The 19,582-nt window shown below is 65.8% G+C and carries 19 protein-coding genes and 4 pseudogenes; 11 read left to right on the top strand and 12 right to left on the bottom strand.

Annotated features, from left to right (window positions below; translation table 11 throughout):
* Positions 1-4 precede the first annotated feature (4 nt).
* Complete coding sequence (gene meaB / locus M3M55_RS16725; protein WP_256469021.1) at positions 5-982, top strand: methylmalonyl Co-A mutase-associated GTPase MeaB; 978 nt, start codon at positions 5-7, stop codon at positions 980-982.
* Between the two features lie 257 nt (positions 983-1,239).
* Here the strand turns inward: meaB and M3M55_RS16720 are convergent, their stop codons facing one another.
* From M3M55_RS16720 to M3M55_RS16690, 7 genes are all read right to left on the bottom strand, one after another.
* Positions 1,240-1,584, bottom strand: coding sequence for a MaoC family dehydratase (locus tag M3M55_RS16720; RefSeq protein WP_249010641.1), 345 nt, complete (start codon positions 1,582-1,584; stop codon positions 1,240-1,242).
* A 324-nt stretch (positions 1,585-1,908) separates the two neighbouring features.
* Entirely contained in the window at positions 1,909-3,213 is a 1,305-nt protein-coding gene (locus M3M55_RS16715) for an IS1380 family transposase (protein WP_249010637.1), read from the bottom strand.
* 254 nt (positions 3,214-3,467) lie between these two features.
* Positions 3,468-3,902 (bottom strand): hypothetical protein, encoded by a 435-nt coding sequence (locus M3M55_RS16710; RefSeq protein WP_249010640.1) that lies wholly within the window; start codon positions 3,900-3,902, stop codon positions 3,468-3,470.
* Positions 3,902-5,065 carry an acyl-CoA dehydrogenase family protein gene (locus M3M55_RS16705; RefSeq protein WP_249010639.1) on the bottom strand — a complete coding sequence of 388 codons (1,164 nt, stop codon included), beginning with the start codon at positions 5,063-5,065 and terminating at the stop codon, positions 3,902-3,904. Before M3M55_RS16705 ends, M3M55_RS16710 begins: the two co-directional genes overlap by 1 nt.
* A gap of 133 nt (positions 5,066-5,198) precedes the next feature.
* Entirely contained in the window at positions 5,199-6,605 is a 1,407-nt protein-coding gene (locus M3M55_RS16700) for an AMP-binding protein (protein ID WP_249010638.1), read from the bottom strand.
* A gap of 99 nt (positions 6,606-6,704) precedes the next feature.
* On the bottom strand, positions 6,705-8,009 hold the full coding sequence (locus M3M55_RS16695) for an IS1380 family transposase (RefSeq protein ID WP_249010637.1): 1,305 nt from the start codon (positions 8,007-8,009) through the stop codon (positions 6,705-6,707).
* A gap of 113 nt (positions 8,010-8,122) precedes the next feature.
* Positions 8,123-8,545 (bottom strand): AMP-binding protein, encoded by a 423-nt coding sequence (locus M3M55_RS16690; RefSeq protein ID WP_249010636.1) that lies wholly within the window; start codon positions 8,543-8,545, stop codon positions 8,123-8,125.
* Positions 8,546-9,018: 473 nt separating this feature from the next.
* Between M3M55_RS16690 and M3M55_RS16685 the strand changes: the two genes are divergently transcribed.
* Positions 9,019-9,510 (top strand): VOC family protein, encoded by a 492-nt coding sequence (locus tag M3M55_RS16685; RefSeq protein ID WP_249010635.1) that lies wholly within the window; start codon positions 9,019-9,021, stop codon positions 9,508-9,510.
* Between the two features lie 678 nt (positions 9,511-10,188).
* On the opposite strand, the gene M3M55_RS16680 is transcribed toward M3M55_RS16685, so the two are convergent.
* The 4 genes from M3M55_RS16680 to M3M55_RS16665 form a co-directional block, all read right to left on the bottom strand.
* Positions 10,189-11,550: an MFS transporter gene (locus M3M55_RS16680; protein WP_249010634.1), complete on the bottom strand. Its 1,362-nt coding sequence runs from the start codon at positions 11,548-11,550 to the stop codon at positions 10,189-10,191.
* A gap of 144 nt (positions 11,551-11,694) precedes the next feature.
* Positions 11,695-11,949 (bottom strand): hypothetical protein, encoded by a 255-nt coding sequence (locus M3M55_RS16675; protein ID WP_249010633.1) that lies wholly within the window; start codon positions 11,947-11,949, stop codon positions 11,695-11,697.
* The gene (locus M3M55_RS16670) at positions 11,946-12,992 is read right to left on the bottom strand and encodes a hypothetical protein (RefSeq protein ID WP_249010632.1); all 1,047 of its coding nucleotides are present in this window, start codon (positions 12,990-12,992) and stop codon (positions 11,946-11,948) included. The genes M3M55_RS16675 and M3M55_RS16670 overlap by 4 nt, the downstream gene beginning before the upstream one ends.
* Positions 12,989-13,534 carry a hypothetical protein gene (locus M3M55_RS16665; protein ID WP_249010631.1) on the bottom strand — a complete coding sequence of 182 codons (546 nt, stop codon included), beginning with the start codon at positions 13,532-13,534 and terminating at the stop codon, positions 12,989-12,991. The genes M3M55_RS16670 and M3M55_RS16665 overlap by 4 nt, the downstream gene beginning before the upstream one ends.
* 127 nt (positions 13,535-13,661) lie before the next feature.
* On the opposite strand from M3M55_RS16665, the gene M3M55_RS16660 reads away from it, so the two are divergent.
* From M3M55_RS16660 to M3M55_RS16640, 6 genes and pseudogenes are all read left to right on the top strand, one after another.
* Complete coding sequence (locus tag M3M55_RS16660) at positions 13,662-14,129, top strand: MarR family winged helix-turn-helix transcriptional regulator (protein WP_249010630.1); 468 nt, start codon at positions 13,662-13,664, stop codon at positions 14,127-14,129.
* Positions 14,126-15,148, top strand: coding sequence for a Gfo/Idh/MocA family protein (locus M3M55_RS16655; protein WP_249010629.1), 1,023 nt, complete (start codon positions 14,126-14,128; stop codon positions 15,146-15,148). Before M3M55_RS16660 ends, M3M55_RS16655 begins: the two co-directional genes overlap by 4 nt.
* Positions 15,148-15,708, top strand: a pseudogene (locus tag M3M55_RS16650) (alpha-hydroxy acid oxidase); the annotation flags it as partial. The gene M3M55_RS16655 and the pseudogene M3M55_RS16650, both read left to right, overlap by 1 nt.
* Positions 15,709-15,734: 26 nt before the next feature.
* Positions 15,735-16,132, top strand: a pseudogene (locus M3M55_RS17710) (alpha-hydroxy-acid oxidizing protein); the annotation flags it as partial.
* 43 nt (positions 16,133-16,175) lie between these two features.
* A complete protein-coding gene (locus tag M3M55_RS17705) occupies positions 16,176-16,358 on the top strand; it encodes an alpha-hydroxy-acid oxidizing protein (protein ID WP_371878778.1) in 183 nt (60 codons plus the stop codon).
* A gap of 1 nt (position 16,359) precedes the next feature.
* Positions 16,360-17,211 (top strand): amidohydrolase, encoded by an 852-nt coding sequence (locus M3M55_RS16640; RefSeq protein ID WP_249010627.1) that lies wholly within the window; start codon positions 16,360-16,362, stop codon positions 17,209-17,211.
* Here the strand turns inward: M3M55_RS16640 and M3M55_RS16635 are convergent.
* Entirely contained in the window at positions 17,189-17,530 is a 342-nt protein-coding gene (locus M3M55_RS16635) for a hypothetical protein (RefSeq protein ID WP_249010626.1), read from the bottom strand. The two genes, M3M55_RS16640 and M3M55_RS16635, sit on opposite strands and share 23 nt — an antisense overlap.
* Positions 17,531-17,546: 16 nt before the next feature.
* Between M3M55_RS16635 and M3M55_RS17700 the strand changes: the two are divergent.
* From M3M55_RS17700 to M3M55_RS16620, 3 genes and pseudogenes are all read left to right on the top strand, one after another.
* Positions 17,547-17,684 (top strand): annotated as a pseudogene (locus tag M3M55_RS17700) (SDR family NAD(P)-dependent oxidoreductase); the annotation flags it as partial.
* 49 nt (positions 17,685-17,733) lie between these two features.
* Positions 17,734-19,056: a transposase gene (locus M3M55_RS16625; RefSeq protein WP_249010624.1), complete on the top strand. Its 1,323-nt coding sequence runs from the start codon at positions 17,734-17,736 to the stop codon at positions 19,054-19,056.
* A gap of 155 nt (positions 19,057-19,211) precedes the next feature.
* Positions 19,212-19,559, top strand: a pseudogene (locus tag M3M55_RS16620) (SDR family oxidoreductase); the annotation flags it as partial.
* Between the last annotated feature and the right edge of the window lie 23 nt (positions 19,560-19,582).

Genomic DNA, 19,582 nt, shown 5'->3' with positions numbered 1-19,582 from the left:
CACTGTGGAGACAGCCTCAGCGTCCACGCGAGCCAGCGGTCTGGCTCGACGTCTCCTTGAGGGCGACCGCTCTGCGCTGGCCCGTGCGATCACCCTCGTGGAGGCCGGCACGCCCGAGGGCTGTGAAATCGTACGGATTGTCTATCCGCATACCGGGAACGCGGCGATCGTGGGATTCACCGGGCCCCCCGGGGTTGGCAAGTCGACGCTGGTGGGCGCGGTCACCAAGCTCGAACGCGAGCGCGACCGCACAATCGCGGTATTGAGTGTCGATCCGTCGAGCCCTTTCACGAACGGGGCGCTGCTCGGGGACAGGATCCGGCTGACGGAGCACTTCCTCGACCCCGGAGTGTTCATCCGCAGCATGGCCAACCGCGGGGCACTCGGGGGATTGGCGGAGGCGGCACTGCAGGCTGTACTCCTGATGGATGCGTCGGGCTGTGACTCGGTGCTCGTTGAAACGGTAGGGGTCGGTCAGGCGGAGGTCGACATCGTTCACCATGCTGACACGGTAGTCCTAGTGCTGGTGCCAGGCTCTGGAGATTCGGTCCAGGCGCTGAAGGCGGGAGTGATGGAGATCCCCGACGTCATCGTGGTCAACAAGGCGGACCACCCGCTGACCCAAACGATGGTGAGAGAGATCAAGGGCGTCCTCGCTCTCCGATCCAGGCAGGGCTGGCAGGTCCCGGTCCTCCTCACCCAAGCCGCCAGCGGCGTCGGCGTTGCGATGCTGCTCGACACGATCGCGGAGCACCGGGCCCACCTTGACGCAGCGGGCACTTTGCGGGACCGGAGGCGGCACAATCTGACCACTGCCGTGGTTGCGATCGCGGTTCGCCGGCTCCGCAATGACCTTGAGACGATAGCCGCGAACGACCCGGTCGCTCGACAGGTTTTGGACCGGGTCGCCGCCCGCACATTGGATCCCGCCTCTGCCGCTGCCATCGTCCAACGGCAGCTCACGTCCGCGCCGAACCCGTGATGCCGTCCCCCGATATCGCGCCACCGATTCAACGGGCGCCTTGGATGAGTGAGGATCGCCCCAGCGCCAAGATCCGGGCAACGTTTGCCACGGCACGATGCGGTGACGCGCTCGTTGAGCGGGCGCTGCGAGGAGAGGCGAATCTCAGCGTGGAGGTGAGGGTGTGCGGTCGCCTCCCGTTCCGGTTCCACATTTCATTCCGACGGCCGAGTGGCGGCCTACGAGCACGTGTCGACCTGCAGAGCCACCGCGTTGGATCAGGCAGGGAGCAGGAGCTCGGCTGTCCCGTCGATGGCCCGAGCTCTATTGGCTACGTCGAGCCAGACCCGACAGCTGAGCCACGACCGACCTCCCTCACGTCGCTCAGTGAGAACCTCTCCGCCGGCGATGACCCGATCCCCCTCTCGCACGTTTGCCAGCAGACGCACCGACAGCTGTTCGACGGTTGCGTCCGGAAGTGTGTACCGGAGCATGTTGTAGATGTACGCGATGTTTGCGGGACCTTGGTTGATCAGGGCATCCCCCATCCCGAGCGCACCTACCGCTGCGCGGTCCAGATGGATTGGGTTGGGGTCCTCGAAGACCTCTGCCAGCGTCCGCATGTCGGCGGCGCCGACGTGATCAAGGGCCCAGGGTCCCAGTGTGGCACCAGGACCGATCATGCCGCCACGGGTGTTTTGACGGTCTCCATGTCGACTGCATTTAGCCCTGATCCACCGATGGGCTGGGTCAGAGTTCTTTTTTGCGGTCGCTGGGCCGGTTCTTGCTTGATGGGAGGTGCTGGCGGGGTTGAACGGGGTGCCAGGTCTCTCGGCTATCGGGTCCAAAGCGGTTTTCGGGGTCGGTTTGGGGCGGCGGTGATCGCGCCCGGGGTGAGCGGAAGGTCGGCGGGAGTTCAGTGAGGCCGGGACCGGCCGGTCGGCCGGTCAGGCGGCTGGGAGTGCGCGTATCCGTGCGAGTGCGGCGAGGTAGTCGCCGTGCCAGGGCCAGCGGGCGGGGAGGTGCAGGGTCCAGCCGCGTGCGTGTCGGGTCAGCCGTCCGGTGATCTGGATCAGTCGGCGCCGCAGGGTGCGGGCGGCGCGGATGGTGCTGTTGGGCAGCCCGATGATCTGGGTCCATCTGAGCAGGTTGTGCGCGAGTGCGGCGAGCACGGTCCAGGCGGCGTTCGCGTAGAAGTGACCGGAGGGAAAGTGCTGAAGAGCCTGGTCTTTGAGGTCGGCGATGACCTGCTCCACGACGGCGTGGTCACGGTGTTCGGCCTCGACCAGGGCGAGCGCGTCGGTGCGGTTGGTGATGAAGCAGAAGTGTCGCCAGTCCGGCCAGAGCATGAGCTGCTCAGGGTCAGTCAGGCGGGTGCGGCGCACGATGAGACGCCGGTTGTTGTAGAGAGTCTCGGCGATCTGGGCTTCACCGCCGTCGGGGTACTCAATCGACTGCCAGTCACCATCTGCGATCCCATGGATCGCTGTGGTCACAGCCTTGATGTTGCGCACCCCGATGGAGTACTGCCAGCCCTTGGCCTCCAGCAGCTCGAACACCTTCATGTTCCAGAACCCCGAGTCTGCGCGCACGAGCTTTTGCCCGGTCGCACCGGCGCGTTCGACGCGGGCGATCAGTTCCTCACAGAACCGTTTGACACCCTTTTGCGTGTTCGCTGATCCCTTGCGCAGTCGGATGTGCAGCGCCTCGCGGGTATCGGCCCGGGTCGCCAGCAGCGGGTGATATCCAAACAGCTTGGTGTACCCGTATCCCGCTCCCTGTTTCAGTGGGCCGCACACCTCCCCGACGAAGCTGTCGATGTCGATCACCAGCCGGGCGTGGCCGGGGCCCGCGCCGGCCCGCCACGCACGCGCCAGCGTGTCGCCGAGCAGCTTGTCGAGCTGGCGAACATGCCCGAAGGTGAACGCGCGCAGGAACGTGCCCAGCGTCGAGGGCGCCGGCATCCACCCGCCGAGCAGCCGTCCGGTCCGGCCCGCCCGCAGCACCTGACAATCATCGATGCAGTCCGCGCCGAGGACCATCGCGAACAGGACCGCCATGACCTTGCGGCCCGCGTTCGCCGCCCCCGGACGGTCAGACCGCAGAGAGATCAGCCGGCCGGCGAGTGACTCGACCCCAAGGCGCCGCGTGAGCGTGCTGACCAGCGCGATCCCGGCGTCAGACACCGCCCGCTCATCATCAAAAACGACCTGGACGCCGTCCAGTCCGACCGTCGTGGCATCGTTCACCATGAAGGTGACCTCCTGATCGCAGGCCGCGACCGCCGGAATCGGTCGCTTTTAACCTGCTCAGGAGGTCATTCTTCACACGACCCCGGACAGAACCACCCCACAGAATCAGTGGATCAGGGCTTAGACCCGCCATCAGTGGGCTATCAGAGCTGGGGGATTTCCGTGATCGGCTCATCCGCCGGTGACCGGCCGCCGGGCCAGGCCAATTGAGCCCGATCTTCGCTCCCAACCCCGACCCAACGGTGGATCCAGGCTTAGCATCGTCGTGGGAGTACGTATACGTTGGTGATCTCCGCTGTCGGAGTGCCGTCCGGCGCGGTGAGCTGCTCTTGGACGGTCATCAGATCAAAGGGCCCGGTGCTGGCGCCGACCTTGTGCTCAAGGCCGACGACCTTCCCGCTCACGTGGTAGATGATCTCGACCCGCAACGGTTGTGAGATTGTGATCGTGCAGGCGCCAAGCATGGGCCCTTCCTCCATCGTGAAGCCGATCTGGGCGAAGATGCCGCCCAGGCTAATGCCGATACCTCGCTGCGTTGCCGCGTAGACGTACACCGGATGCGCGAAGCCGTCGGGCAGTGGGTCAGCGTGGACCGCCGCGACGAAGCGATCGTTCTCCTCTGTCCTGATGCGAAATTCCCCGCTGGGAAGCTCGGTGCCAACGAGCTGATCGGTGGGCGGGATATTCATCAGAAGGAGCGGGGCAGTCCAAGTTGCTCAGCGATGATGTTGCGTCCCATCTCGTTGGTGACCGGCCCGATCTGCCAGAGGCGTGCGTCGCGCCAGTACCGCTGCATGTCGGTCTCGGCCGAGTAGCCCATGCCGCCGAGGATCGAGATGCCCATGTCAGCGGACTTCACCGCCGCGTCGGAGGCGATGACCTTAGCCATAGTCGTCTCGCGGAAGCACTTCTCGCCCTGACTCAACCGCGTGGATACGTCGTTGAGGACGAGATCTATTTGGTACTGCATCATCGCGATTTCGGCGACGTAGTGCTGGAGGGCCTGGAAAGATCCGATGGGGCGACCGAAGGCCTCGCGTTGCTGCATGTACGCGAGCGCGTCCTCGAGGACCCCGTCGATGATCCCTAGACAGAACGCCGCTAGGAGAATGCGCTCGTTGTTGAGCGTCGGCAGCAGCATGTGCCACGCCTGGCCGGGCTCGCCGAGGACGAGGTCGTCCGGCACGAACGCGTCCTTGAGGCTGATCTGGCACGAGCTCAGGCAGCGGAGCCCAAGCTTGGGCAGCGGGGTAACCTTGACGCCCTCGCTCTTGCGCGGAAGCAGGAACAGCGTCACACCAAGGTGGCGTTTGCTGGCGCTGCGGTCCGTTCGAGCGAGGAGCAGGATGTAATCCGACGTCGACGCGCCTGTCGACCACGTCTTGTCGCCGTTGATCACCCACCCGCCGTCGATTTGGGTTGCGAACGTGTTCATGGCGCCGAGCAGGTCGGTGCCGCCCGTCGGTTCGGTGAAGCCTATCGAGAAGCGCAGTTCCCCTGCGGCGATCTTCGGTAAGAACCGCTCTTTCTGCTCTGGGGTGCCGTAGATGCCCACGGACTTTGAGCCAGCGAAGGAGGTCAGGCCCCAGACCCACGAAAGGCCGGCGAGGGTTCGTGATAGCTCGCGAGCGAGGATCGTCTGGTCGCGGACGTCACCGCCCTGACCGCCGTATTGCTCATCGATCCCCACGCCGTGCCACCCCGCGGCAGACATCCTGTCCCACAGGCCCTCGGGAAACTCGTGTTCCTTGCCCTCGAGTTCACGCGCATAGTCCTTCGGCGCTTCTCGGGTAACCCACTTACGAGCGGTGCTCTTAAACCGACGGAGTTCGTCGTCACGCTCGGCATCCATCGGGTTCCTCTTCCCTCTTGTTGCGATCGATCATTTATTAGCCTACCGAAAGGAAGGTGAAAGAAACGCCCGCGGCGCTCTCCGCTGCCGAAACCCCGTCTTCCCTCAGGCAGCTCGCCGCGCGAGCCGGTGGTCATTCGGGCTCGCGGGGTTTGCGCCGCGGAGGCTCGAACTCCATAACCTCGGACCGGTCAACGCCGCGGGCGGCCAGTTTGTACTTTTCCACGCGGGCGCTGGGAGTTTTAGGCATTGCCTCAAGCGCCTCGAGGTACCGTGGGATCATGTACCGGGGTAGTCTCTCGGCCAGCCAGGCGTGGAACTCCGCGAGGTCCAGGTCGCCGCTAATGGTCACGTCGATCTTGACTTCGTGACCGGCCAACTCCGAGGGCACGGCATAGGCGGCCGCTTCGACGACAGCCGGGTGGCTGGCGGCAACAGTCTCAAGCTCGACAGCTGAGATGTTCTCGCCGCCTCGGCGGATCGTGTCTGTCATGCGACGGAGGTAGTGGACAGCGCCCTCTTCGTCGTAAAAGCCAATGTCGCCTGTGTGGAACATGAAATTCCGGAGCGCGGCGTTCGTGGCGGCTTCGTCCTTGTAGTACCCACTGAACATCGCGTGGGGGAGTCGCGGTCGGTACACAAGCTCGCCTGGCTCTCCCGGACCCACGAGTCGATCGTTCTGGTCAACGACGCCGTAATCGAACCACTCCGGTGCGAAGCCGCAACAGGTGGGGGCCTTGTTCTCGATGCGTCGCTTGGAGGGCAGATGTGGGAACGTCTCAGTCAGCCCGTAGCCCTGCCAAACTATCGTCGTCTTGAAGCGTTGTTCGAACTCGAGGCCCGGGTAGGGCACGGAGTACATGTGAGCGAGCCGGTGAGTTGGCACGCTCTCCACGGTCTTGAGCAGGATCGCCGGCATCTGTCCCATGAGCATGCAGAAGGTCGCGCCGTCCCGGGCGACGTCGTCCCAGAACCGTGACGGGGAGAAGAACGACTTCATGTGCGCGGTGCAGCCGACCTGCAGCGCTGAGTTCGCGATCACCTGTAGCCCAGCGACGTGGCAGGCCTGCAATGGGGTGGTCAATACGTCCTCGGGGGCGTGCGCGAACGAATCCGAGACCGCGGCCGAAAAGAGGTAGAGGTAGTGGTTTGAGGACACCGCTGCCTTTGACCCGCCTGTTGTGCCCGAGGTGAATATGATCGCGCCGGGATCCACTGGCGATGGCATGCGTTCCGGGGGGGTTGCCGGCTGATCCTCGATGAAGCGATCGAAGGAGGTCACCCGGACGCCGTGCATGGTGTCGGGGATCTCCCCCGAACCACAGGCGACGACCAAGCGGATCGTGGCGAGCGAACGGAGGCCTGAGAGGAGCGGGAGGAGATCTGTGCGAACGAGAAGGATGTGGGCTTCGCTCTTAGCCCTGATCCACCGATGGGCTGGGTCAGAGTTCTTTTTTGCGGTCGCTGGGCCGGTTCTTGCTTGATGGGAGGTGCTGGCGGGGTTGAACGGGGTGCCAGGTCTCTCGGCTATCGGGTCCAAAGCGGTTTTCGGGGTCGGTTTGGGGCGGCGGTGATCGCGCCCGGGGTGAGCGGAAGGTCGGCGGGAGTTCAGTGAGGCCGGGACCGGCCGGTCGGCCGGTCAGGCGGCTGGGAGTGCGCGTATCCGTGCGAGTGCGGCGAGGTAGTCGCCGTGCCAGGGCCAGCGGGCGGGGAGGTGCAGGGTCCAGCCGCGTGCGTGTCGGGTCAGCCGTCCGGTGATCTGGATCAGTCGGCGCCGCAGGGTGCGGGCGGCGCGGATGGTGCTGTTGGGCAGCCCGATGATCTGGGTCCATCTGAGCAGGTTGTGCGCGAGTGCGGCGAGCACGGTCCAGGCGGCGTTCGCGTAGAAGTGACCGGAGGGAAAGTGCTGAAGAGCCTGGTCTTTGAGGTCGGCGATGACCTGCTCCACGACGGCGTGGTCACGGTGTTCGGCCTCGACCAGGGCGAGCGCGTCGGTGCGGTTGGTGATGAAGCAGAAGTGTCGCCAGTCCGGCCAGAGCATGAGCTGCTCAGGGTCAGTCAGGCGGGTGCGGCGCACGATGAGACGCCGGTTGTTGTAGAGAGTCTCGGCGATCTGGGCTTCACCGCCGTCGGGGTACTCAATCGACTGCCAGTCACCATCTGCGATCCCATGGATCGCTGTGGTCACAGCCTTGATGTTGCGCACCCCGATGGAGTACTGCCAGCCCTTGGCCTCCAGCAGCTCGAACACCTTCATGTTCCAGAACCCCGAGTCTGCGCGCACGAGCTTTTGCCCGGTCGCACCGGCGCGTTCGACGCGGGCGATCAGTTCCTCACAGAACCGTTTGACACCCTTTTGCGTGTTCGCTGATCCCTTGCGCAGTCGGATGTGCAGCGCCTCGCGGGTATCGGCCCGGGTCGCCAGCAGCGGGTGATATCCAAACAGCTTGGTGTACCCGTATCCCGCTCCCTGTTTCAGTGGGCCGCACACCTCCCCGACGAAGCTGTCGATGTCGATCACCAGCCGGGCGTGGCCGGGGCCCGCGCCGGCCCGCCACGCACGCGCCAGCGTGTCGCCGAGCAGCTTGTCGAGCTGGCGAACATGCCCGAAGGTGAACGCGCGCAGGAACGTGCCCAGCGTCGAGGGCGCCGGCATCCACCCGCCGAGCAGCCGTCCGGTCCGGCCCGCCCGCAGCACCTGACAATCATCGATGCAGTCCGCGCCGAGGACCATCGCGAACAGGACCGCCATGACCTTGCGGCCCGCGTTCGCCGCCCCCGGACGGTCAGACCGCAGAGAGATCAGCCGGCCGGCGAGTGACTCGACCCCAAGGCGCCGCGTGAGCGTGCTGACCAGCGCGATCCCGGCGTCAGACACCGCCCGCTCATCATCAAAAACGACCTGGACGCCGTCCAGTCCGACCGTCGTGGCATCGTTCACCATGAAGGTGACCTCCTGATCGCAGGCCGCGACCGCCGGAATCGGTCGCTTTTAACCTGCTCAGGAGGTCATTCTTCACACGACCCCGGACAGAACCACCCCACAGAATCAGTGGATCAGGGCTTAGTCAGTCCCCGCTCGAGGATCTCCCCACGCAGTTCAGGATTGAGCGGTGCGGCAGCGCTACCGTGGGCGATAGCGCCGATGAAGGCGGGGAAGAACTCCACCTGGTTGCGCAGCAACAGCGCGACTCGATTCGGTTCGTCGACGACGGTACGCATGGCGTGGGCGAACTGGCAGGCACGCGCATATCCCTCCTGGAAGGTCAGAACGTCGGTGTCGTCGAAGATGAGCCACGGCTTATCGGGAATCTGCTCCGCTTGGTGGCGAAGCACGTGAAAGAGTGTCCGCTGCTCAAAAGGGAACTTTCTGAACAGGGGGCCGAATCCTCCGCCTGTCCCTCGTAACAGTCCCTCATCGGCCACGGCGTCGTTGCCCTCAGCAGTCGCCTTGGGCTCGATTGAATTGGTGTGTCTCATCTTTGGGCTCCCCTCACGCGAAGAGGATGTCCCGGTCGTCGTTGTGCGGTGACGGCCTCTCCGGGATGGTGTGTCAGGGGGTGACCATAGCGGTCTTGGTGGAGGGACGGGGTTGGGTTGGGGATGGTTGAGGTGGCGCTCCACAGTCAGGGCGAGTGCGACGAGCTCGGCGCGACCTTTGACGCGTCGGAACCACTTTTCGGCGCCGAGCATCCCGGCGGCGGCCCAGGGCATCGCCACGTCGCCAGATTGTGAGTCCTTCACGTTCGGAGCGGAGCGACGCACGCACCGGCACGACGCCGGCTCTAGAGTCTCCGTGAGACCCAGCCTGCCTCATTTCCGGGCGGTTGCTAAACGATCGGTTTGGGATGTAGAGTCTGGGTACCGAGGACTTGCGCGCACTCCGATGAATCGGATCAGCACTACCACCGCTCAGCGGCGCACCTGTCGCCGTCGAGGGAAAGAGAGATACCATGGAGAGACGCTTCGCCCACGTTTGTCTGCTTGTTCATGACATCAAGCAGGCCATCGAGGACTACCGCGCGATCTTGGGCGTGGTCGACCCCCAACAACTTGAGGACGAACTCGTCTACTACGAGGACTTCGGCATGGGAAACGAGCGTCTTGCGTTTGCGACGTTCCCCTCAGACGGTTGCGAGATCCAGTTCATGCAGCCAAAGACTCCGGGGACGCCGCTCTGGGAGCGCCTGCAGTCTCGGGGTGAACACGTTCACCATATCTGCTTCACCTCGCCAAATGTCGACAATATCGTCGAGCAGCTAAAACAGGCGGAGGTCGACATCGTGCCCCAGGGCATTAGCCACGACCCAGACATGCCTTTCCAGAGATGGACGTTCGTGCATCCCGAGCGCTCTCACGGCGTGCTGGTCGAGCTTGCTAATGACTATGCATCGGTCGACGGGAGGTGGGCAGCGGCCGAGTCCGCTGAACAGCTCGGGTCTTGAATCCCTCCTCACCGACGGAAAGGCGGAAAGGCGGCAACGGATCGCGATATGGACGCCCATTGGTGGCCGTCCCCGGCACAGTGGAGTTCCCGCAGTTTTGTAGCCATTTGAGCGCTTAACTATGTGAACGCAGTGAAGAACTCGCCGGCTGGCGGTCCTGCGTCGCGGGATTGAGTGCCGGGTCGGTCAACGGCGCCCTGCGACCGTTCTCCTTGCCGTTGCTCATCGCTCAACTTCGTTCCGGTGCGCCCCCCCACCAGCGGGCCGACGCCGCGCTGCGCACCCGGACGATCAGCGACTCCGGCAGCCGAACCGTGAACACCACGGCACGCTCGGGCACCTGCATACCCGCCGGGCAGCGGCGCGCCGCCTGCACATACCGGCGCGCCTGAGGCTTCGACAACCCGTGCTCGACCGCCGAGCGCTCGAACCGCGACCGCCGGCCGGCGCACCCCGAGCAACGCCACCGGCCGCTTGAACCGCACCGCATACTGGTCCGCGGAAGCTCGACGCTCCGCCATCGGAGATGACCATTCTCCGCCTCACTGGCGATCCCTCTCCGCAGGAGCGGGCACTAGGCACCGGCAAACTCGTCCGCCTCCTCACCCTCGACCCCCACGAGCCTGGCCGCGCTCAACCGGCCTCCCCGGAGGGGACCTGAGTACGCGCATCAGGGGATCACGCGCCGGCAACGGCCGGTGGCCGGCGGCCCAGCAACGAGGTGATGATCGATGCAGCCACGGCGACCGAGCTTCCGATCCAGAGCGCCACAATGTAACCGTGGCGCGTCGGCAGATGACCCGGTGAGGCGATGTAACCCGCGAGAATTGACGCCGTCAGGGCGCTGCCGACCGAGAACCCGATTGACCGGATGACCTGATAGAGCCCCATTGCGCTGCCGGTGTCGCGTTCTGGGACCGCCTGGGTGACGATCCCGGGAATCGCAGCAAAGCTGAACCCGTAGGCGACACCGAGGATCGCCGTCGCAACGAAGGCCTCCCAGAGCGCACCGTGAGCGAGGGCGAAGAACGCCCCTGAAGCGGCCGTCAGTATCGCCCCGACGAACAAGACCCAGCTCGCGCCGAAACGTACGGTCACCCGGCTAGTGAACCGGCTGGCCAGGAGGCTGATGATCGAGAACGGAACGAGGACGAGCCCCGCAACCAGCGTTGATGCGCCAAAGCCGTAGCCGGCACTCGCGGGCGCCTGGATGAACTCGGTGATGATGGTGAAGTACATGTAGAGCGTCACCCCTAGGGTGAGCGCGGCGGCGTTGGCGCTGAGCACAGCGTGGTGACGGAACTGCCTGAGGTCCACGAGCGGCTGGTCGCGATGGAGCTGGGTGAAGACCCATATTCCGAGCACCACGACAGCGACAGCCAGAGCGCTCAGCGTGCGCGTGGACGACCAGCCCCAGCTCTGCCCTTGGGCGATGCCAATCAGCAACGCGGTCAACCCGGTCGCGACCGTGATGACCCCGCGCACATCAAGCGGGATCGGCTCGCTGTGGCGGTTCGATGGCACCGTCAAGATCGCTGCAATGGCCACGGCACCGCTCAGGACGCCACCGAAGAAGAACGCGGCGTGCAGGCTGACGTCGTCCGCGATCAGGCCGCTGATCGGATACCCGGCCCCGACGCCGGCAGCTGCCATCACGGACAAGGTCGCAATGACGTCGCGTGAGCGTGCAGCGGGCAGATGGGCCCGGGCGGCAGCCATTGCGACCGGGGCGAGCCCAAGGCCGGTGCCCTGCAGGGTCCGCCCGACGATGAGAACGGGCAGTGATGTGGCAAAGCCCGCGATGACGCTGCCGACACACACGATCAGCAGCTCGCCGACGATCGCCTCACGGCGGTAGCGACCATCGCCAAGACGGCCGAGGGTGGGTGCCGACACGGCGCCCGCCAGGAGCGCGACGGTCAGGGACCACTGCGCACTGTCGAGCGATATCGCCATCGTCCGAGCGATTTGGGGCAGCAGCGGAGCACCCAGGCTGCTGACGATTCCCACGACCATGGTCACCGCCATCAGTACGAACACGAGCGATTTGGTCGCCGGAGCGCCTACCGGCGGCGACCTGCTTGTGGAGGGGGCACGCGAGCAGCCGCTGGGCTGAGTCCCGGCGTCATCTTTCCTTCCGACAGCCGTCGGCTCGGATGAATCAATCACCGGCTCGATGGGCCGTCAACTGTGTGCGGGAAGGTGGACATTGATCTCGTGCTCAGCCAGTGAGGAGTGCTCGGAAAGGCAGCTGCGCGCCACGGCGGCGATCACTCCAGCGGGGGCCAGGCACGCCGCGCAGGCATCGGGGGTAGCGGTGACCTCAAGCAGGATTGTGTGTCCGTCCGCTGAGAGGTCTGCGACGAGCGCGTAGCCGTCTGCTGCCAGCATCGCGCGCAGCGGTTCCAGCTCCGAGGTCAGGTTCGGCGACGTACTCACGCGGTCACCGCCCGCGTGACCGCCTGGGAGTTCGAGAAACCGGGCAGCATCGTCGCGTGCAGACTTCCAAGGCCCCCGCACACGAAGATGTGGATGTCCTCGGGCGATTCCACGAGGTAGGCCTGCCCGTCGGCGTCGATCCGCCCACGACGTTCCAGCCCCGGACGACAGGGCTCGGGGAAGTCGCTGAGCGGCCGCCGGGCAAAGCGCCAGAGCAGCTCGCTCACGTCCTCGAAGTTCGGTATGTCCCGGGCGATGATCTCGTTGGCCCATACGGGGTTGATCGCGACCATCTGGTCGGCGAACACCGTGCCTCCGACAAAGCCGTTATTGCCCATGTAGGCGAGTGAGCGCCCGATCACCTCGAGCAGCTCGACGCCGGTGGCGCCCTCGGAGTCCACGATGTTGCAGGTGCCAACCGTCCCGTAGACGGTGACGGCGTCGCCGGCGACTCCTCGTCGCTCGGCCAGCGGCGCCCAAGGTGAGCGTTCTTCCCATTCGCCGGCCACGATGCCTATCACCCGTGCGGGTTGTCCAAAGACGGACTCGCTCGTGCGCCCGGCCACCTGGCCGGCAACGTTGCGCATCACCAACCGCATCGCACGGCCGATGGCGGGCGCGGGGGACGCCATGCCGCCGAGGGCCGAGTACGCGTACGGGATCTGCAGGCGATCGCGGATGGGTCCGTTGACGATGACCGCGGGGATCACCGCGGCGGTGGTCGCGTTGATCCCGTCGAGCCAGAGCGGGGAATCGATCATCGCCGCCAAGGATGAGCAGATCAACGCCATCGACTCCACGGGCGCTCCGGCCATCACCGCGTTGATCGCGACCTTCTCTACCGTGCACTGAGCGCGGGAAGGTGGAATCCGTCCGAGGCTGGCGTCGGCGCGGCGGCCGCTGTGGGCGATGAACTCCGCGACGAGATCCTCGGTTGGGGGAATGAGCGGCAGGCCGTCCCCCCAACCCTCCGCCAGCGCGTCGGCGCTCATCTGCCGAGGGTCGGCGTCGACCTCGAGTCGCCGGCTCGCCAGCGCGCTCACCGTATCGCTCCGAGGCTGCTGAGCAGGGAGGGATAGGCCTGGCGCGCGATCTGGCGGATGCGTGCTTCGGGCAGCCCCTCGAGCGGGTAGGGCAGGACCGCCATGCGGATGTCTGTCCAGCCCGCTTCCGCTGTGAGGACGCGCGCGAGGCGTTCGAAATGCTCGGTGGCGACAAAGACGGTGGGGAATTCACGCTCGAGCGCGGCCATCCCGGCACGGACCGCGACGAACGTACACGACCCGCAGTTGGCCAGGCCGGTCACAATCGCGTCGACGGCCGTCGCGAACTGATCGAAGTCGGCGACTGAGAGTGGCGTCGCGACCCCCTGGGGCATCGGTTCTCGCCAGATGACCGTCTTGGCGCCATCAGCCTCGAGCAGTGCTGCCCACTCCTCCGCGACGTAGTCCCACGCGAACCAGAACTCGTCGGTCTTCAGTCCCACGGTCTTGCCGGCGAGCAGACCCAGATCTGGGCCGTTCCCGCGGGACTCCTCGAGGTCCTCGGCACGGGGGTCCAGCACCGTCACAACATCGGCGAGCATCTCCACGACCTCCTCCTCGACCTTGCTTCTGCAAACAGTTGGGTGCATCATACACCTAATGTTCGAGTCGGCGGGCACCACAGGTGAACCGAGATATGGCAGCGCTGCCGGTGCGAGAATCCCGTTGATGAGCCCGCCCGGGCAAGGCGAGACCGCATTGCTCGAGGAGATGCTCGCCCTCGTCCGCGGAATCGACCGGGTGCATAGCAGCGGCACGCTCATTGATCGTTCCGGGATCCGACTGGAGCGTGGCCTGCACCCGGTCGTCATGACGATCGCGAAGCTCGAACCGGTGCGGACCGGTGAACTCGCACAGGCCCTCGCACTGAAGAGCTCGACGGTGAGCCGTCACCTGGCGCGGCTGGAGGCGCTTGATCTCGTGCGCCGGATCGCTGATCCGGACGACAAGCGCGCGTCGTTGTTGACGTTGTCACCAGGCGGCCGCCGGACCCACGCTCGGCTGAACAACGCCTGGGCGGAGATCCTCTCTGAGCAACTCAACACCGCGGGCAGTGAGGACGCCGACGCGATTGCGACGCACCTTCATCAGCTGGTGGCAGCGCTCGAGCTCATCCCCCTGGACGCTGAGTCGTGACCGCCGTCGCAATGGCCATCATCGGGTCCTCCGGCCACGCCTCGCGGATCGTCGCGCCGGTCATTGCCGAGGCTGCCGGCGCGCGGCTCGCCGGCGTTCTGGGCAGCACGCCAGAGCGGGGTTCCGCGCTGGCTCAGCGATACCCCGGAGCGCGCAGCTACGAAAGCCTGGAGGCTCTGTGCGAGGACTCGATGGTCGACGCGGTGTGGGTGGCGGGACCCAACGATCGTCACGCCGAGCATGCTCATGTGTGCCTGAGTGCCGGCAAGCACGTCCTGCTCGAAAAGCCGATGGCGACGACCGCCGAGGCGGCACAGCGATTGGCCGAGGTCTCCGTCGACACCGGGACGTGCCTGCTCGTCGGCTTCCAGCATCGCTTTCGTCCGGGGCATGCGTGGCTGCGTGACGCGGTGCAATCCGCGCGCTTCGGCGAGATCGGCCTGCTGCGCATCCACCGGTTCTGGCCATTTCCCTACTTCCCGGAGATGTCAGGCGACCCGGCGGCCTCGTGGCGGTCATCGCCGGCTCGTAGCGGAGGCTGGGTGCTCAACGACATCGGCGCTCATCTGCTCGACCTCGCGCGTTGGGTGCTTGACGTACCGCTGGAACTAGTTTGCGCTCGGACAACCAACGTGCGCTTCACCGACGTAGATGCCGAGGACACCGCGGTGCTTGTCCTACAGGCGCCTCCGCGCGTGACCGTGGTGATCGAGACAAGCAACGCGATGTCGAGCTTTCCCGGCGCAGTCGAGTTGCACGGCACCGCCGGATGGGCCCGTGCCGGCGGAACATTCGACGGCGGGGGTTGGATTGACACCGATGCCGGTGAGCGGCTGGACTTCGCAGCGATCACGGCATCGGAGGTCTACGGCCGCGCGCTCGCCGACTTCCTCGGCGCGCTGTCCGGCGCTCCCCCGCACGGGGCAAGCGCGACGGAGGCTGCGGAGACGGTCGCGATCGTCGAGGCGGCCGTCGCGGATCGAATGACCGCGCCGGTTGAACAGGTGCCGGTGGACTGATGCTGGTCAACAGCGATGACTTTCGCGCTGCCGCGCGTCGCCGCCTACCTCGTGTCGCCTTCGATGCCATTGATGGGGGTGCCGGGGATGAGGTGACGCTGCGGCACAACCGTAGTGCCTTTGATGAGATCGCCCTGCGCCCACGGGTATTGGCGGACGTCCGCGAGCGGAGCATCGCAACGACCGTGCTGGGCTGTCCGGTATCGATGCCGCTGCTCGTCGGACCGGCTGGCTTTGCGCGGATGAGGCACCGCGCTCACAACCGCGAGGGAGGGTTGGCCGTTACGCGCGCGGCAGCTGACGCGGGCACCGTCTATGCGTTGAGCACGGTGGCAAGTGTCCCGCTGCAGGACGTCGCGCGGGCAGCTGACGGGGCCAAGTGGTTTCAGCTCTACCCGCCGAGTGACCCGGGTGAGTGCCGGAACCTACTGGGATAGGCCTGCGCCTCCGGCTACCGGGCAGTGATCGTCACCGTCAATACGGCCGTGGAGGGGCTGCGTGAGCGCGATCGGCGCCACCGCCTGACCGTCCCGATGCGGATCACCGCAAGGCTGGTCGTCCTGGCGGCCACTCGCCCGCGCTGGGCATGCGACTATCTGCGCGGTGGAGCCGGCCGCGGACGCCAGGGCATGGACGCTGCGTTCCTGATCGAACGCGGCCCGCGTGCGACGCCTCGCTCGCTCAAGGACATGGGGCGCGCGATCGCGGGAACCGCACGCTCGATCACAGAAGACGAGCTGCGTTCTTCAGGGAGGTCTGGGCCGCGCCACTGCTGGTCAAGGGAGTGACGCGAGCCGATGAGTGCTGGCGGCTGATCGAGCTCCGAGTTGACGGGATCGTGGTCTCCAACCACGGGGCGCGCCATCTCGACGGGGTGCTGGCGGCAATCGAGGCCCTCCCCGAGGTAGTTGACGCGGTGGCTGGAGATGCGGAGGTCTTGTCGACGGAGGCTTTCGCCGCGGCACAGACGTCGTCAAGGCGCTCGCCCTGGGCGCCCGCGCCGTGCTGGCCGGCCGGCCGGCCATGGCTGTGCGCGCTGGCGGCCGGGGGTCAGGACGGGGTCGGTCAGTGGCTGGAGATCATACGGAGAGAGATCGACCAGGCCATGGCGCTGCTGGGTTGCGCCTCAGTCGCGGAGATCGACGCTGCGACGGTTCACCTCCGCCCAGGCTTCGCAGGCCGTCGTCCGCAGATGCTGATGCGCGGCTGAGATGGGAGATGACGAGCCGATCATCGACGCCCACGTCCACGTCTGGCGGCGACCACATCTGGACGCAGCGTCACTCTGGCAGCGCCCGTATCTCGTGGAGTCGCTGCTGCAGACGCTCGACGACGCCGGCGTCACAGCCGCCATCCAGGTGACCCCGAGTCCCGAGGGGTATGACAACACGTACGGCACTGAGGTCGCCGGCGCCCACCCTGACCGGGTGCGGATCTTTGGCCGCTTTGATCCGACCGCGGACGATCCTAACGGACGGCTCCAAGCGTGGATGGGATCGCCGGGGGCTGCCGGCATCCGGCTGACCGCGTTTGGCCGGTCCGCAGCACTCGCCGGGCGCCTTGACGCGCTCGATCCGTTCTGGGAGGCGTGCGAGCGACTGGCGGTGCCGGTCGCCGTCTTCGCTCCGGACGAACTCACCGCCCTGCTCGCGGTGATCGAGCGGCGTCCGCAGTTGTGTCTGATCGTCGATCATTTGGGCCTCGGTGTCTACCCGGGCTGTCGGGACCCGCTCGCCGGCTTGAAGGTGCTGCCCGAATTCGCCGCCTTCCCGCAGGTGCGCGTCAAGATCTCCGGGCTGCCCGAGGTCAGCCACGAGGGCTTCCCCTTCCCCGACGTTCACGAGCATCTCGCCGGTGCACTTGAGCTGTTCGGGGCTGACCGGCTGATCTGGGGCTCCAACCATCCAGTGGTCCTTCAATGGTGCACCTACGCAGAGTCGCTGACGTACCTTGAGGCGTGCGAATTCCTGAGCGCGAGTGACCGTCACTGGCTGTTGTCGGGGACCGTCGAGCAACTGCTGAACATGCCCCGGGAAGGGGTCAGACAGCAAGCGCCTGACTGACGCTGATGAAGTCGAGAATCTGGGGGTAGATCTCAGCGTCAAAGCGCTGTCCGTTGAACACGCCGTAGTGACCCACGTCCGGTTGGAGATGGCGGCGCTTGTACTCGGCGGGAATCCCGGGGCACAGATCGTGGGCCGCGGAGGTCTGACCAGGTGGGCACATCTCGTCGCGCCCGCCCTCGATCGTCAGGAGCGCGCTCTTAATGTACGAGGGCTCTACGAGGCGCCCTTTCCATGTAAAGCACCCGCGGGCAAGTTCGTGGTCGCGGAACACCCGCTGAGCTGTCTCCAGGTAATACTCCTCGGTAACGTCGAGCACCGCGAAATATGAGCCCCTGAAAATGAGCGATGAGGACTGGTACAAGGTTCTGGCCGTCAATCTCTCCGGGGCGTTCTTTATGGCTCAGGCCGTGCTGCCGCACATGCTCCAACGAGGCTCGGGACGCATCATCAATATCTCCTCCCTGGGAGGCTGTCGCACAAAGCGGCCGTTCCGTCCGACCGGTTTAAGACAGTTCGGGGATGGCGCAGAACTTCTTGTCGTGTGATCGTGACCAGTCGTATTTGATGCCGCCATCGCTGCGGGACTGGCTGGCTGAGGGCGAGCTGGCGTGGTGTGTGCTGGACGTGGTGGCCGAGATGGACCTGAGGGCCATCTTTGGGGACTATCGGGCTGATGGTCATGGTCGGGCGGCGCATGACCCGGCGATGATGACCGCCTTGTTGTTGTATGCCTATGCGGTCGGGGAGCGTTCCTCGCGTGGGATTGAGCGGCGCTGTGGGGTCGATGTCGCCTTTCGGGTGATCTGTGCGAACCAGCAGCCTGATCACGCGACGATCGCTCGGTTCCGGGTGCGGCATGAGGAGGCGCTGGCGGGCTTGTTCTCTCAGGTGCTGGGGCTGTGTGCCCGGGCGGGGCTGGTGTCGTTGGGGGTGATCGCCTTGGACGGGACCAAGCTTGCCGCCAACGCCGCAGGGATGGCGACGCGCAGCTATGAACAGATCGTCAAGGAGATCCTGGCTGAGGCCGACGCGATCGATCAGGCTGAGAACGGGCGCTTTGGTGAGCTGCGTGGGGACGAGCTGCCCCCCGAGCTGAGCGATCCGCGGTCACGGAGGGCGCGATTGGCTGAGGCCAAGCGCCAGCTCGAAGACGAGCATCAGGCCGAGTTAGATGCCCATCGTGAGCATCTGGAGGCTCGGGCTCGCCGCGAGGCCGAAGAGGGCAAGAAGTTGAGAGGCCGCAAGCCCACAGCACCGTCGCGACAGCCAGTCGGGAAGGTGAATATCACCGATCCGGACTCCCGGCCGGTCAAGACCCGGCAAGGCTTCATTCAGGGCTACAACGCCCAAGCGGTCACAACCGCCGATCAGATCATCGTTGCCGCCGAGGTGCTGGTCGGCGGCCAGGACCAAGGTCAGCTCGAGCCGATGATCCGCCACACCATCACAGAGCTTCAGGGCGCCGGGATCGCCGCCAAGCTCGAAGTGGCGCTCGCTGACGCCGGCTACTGGAAGGGCGAGCAGATCCAGCGGTTGTGGGCTGAGGGGATCCAGGCGCTGGTGCCACCTGATAGCCGAGACGACGGCAAGACCGCAGATCATCAACGGCGCGGAGGGATCTATGAGCACATGCGTCGCGTCCTTGCCAGCGACCGTGGGAAAGAGCTCTACCGACAACGTGGTCAGACGATCGAGCCGATCTTCGGCCAGACCAAGCACAACCGCCGCGCGGACCGCTTCCAGCGACGAGGCCTGAACGCCTGTCGCTCAGAATGGCGGCTGATCACCGCCACGCACAACCTACTGAAGTACTGGAAGGCCACCACGGCAGCCGTCGCCTGACTGACGGCCGCTGGGCCTCGCAGGCATCAATCTCCTCAGCAGCCCAACCACGCCAGCCGGCTCACCCGCCGGCCCGGTGACCTCAAAACCAACGCCTCGCCGGTCGCCCCGGTCCATCCGGCAGGACCTGACCTTTCTGCGACGGCCTCCTGGCGGGCGAGATTGGCAACATCGGTCAGGCGAACTATTCCGCCTCCAAGTCCGGTCTGTTCGGCTTGACCAAAACGCTCGCGCGCGAGGCCGCGATGCAACTGGACCGAGGCGGCAAGCTGACCGAGGACTCGATCGGGAGCGCCGTCAACACCGTGGCGCCCGGCTACATCGCCACCGAGATGGTCGAGGCAATCCCCGAGAGGGTGATAGAGGGAATCAAGCTGCAGATCCCGGTGCGACGGCTCCGCCGCCCGGATGAGATCGCTCGGGTGGTGCACTTCCTCGCCTCCGATTACTCCTCCTTCATCACCGGTCAGGTGTGGGGGATTAACGGTGGACAGATCATGTGAAGGCCAAGAAGGTCTGCCTCCTC

Origin of the sequence: Conexibacter sp. DBS9H8 (genome assembly GCF_023330685.1) — a bacterium.
Taxonomy (GTDB): domain Bacteria; phylum Actinomycetota; class Thermoleophilia; order Solirubrobacterales; family Solirubrobacteraceae; genus Palsa-465.
Note: the sequence above shows the minus strand (reverse complement) of the source record. Positions and strands in the feature narration are given on the sequence as shown.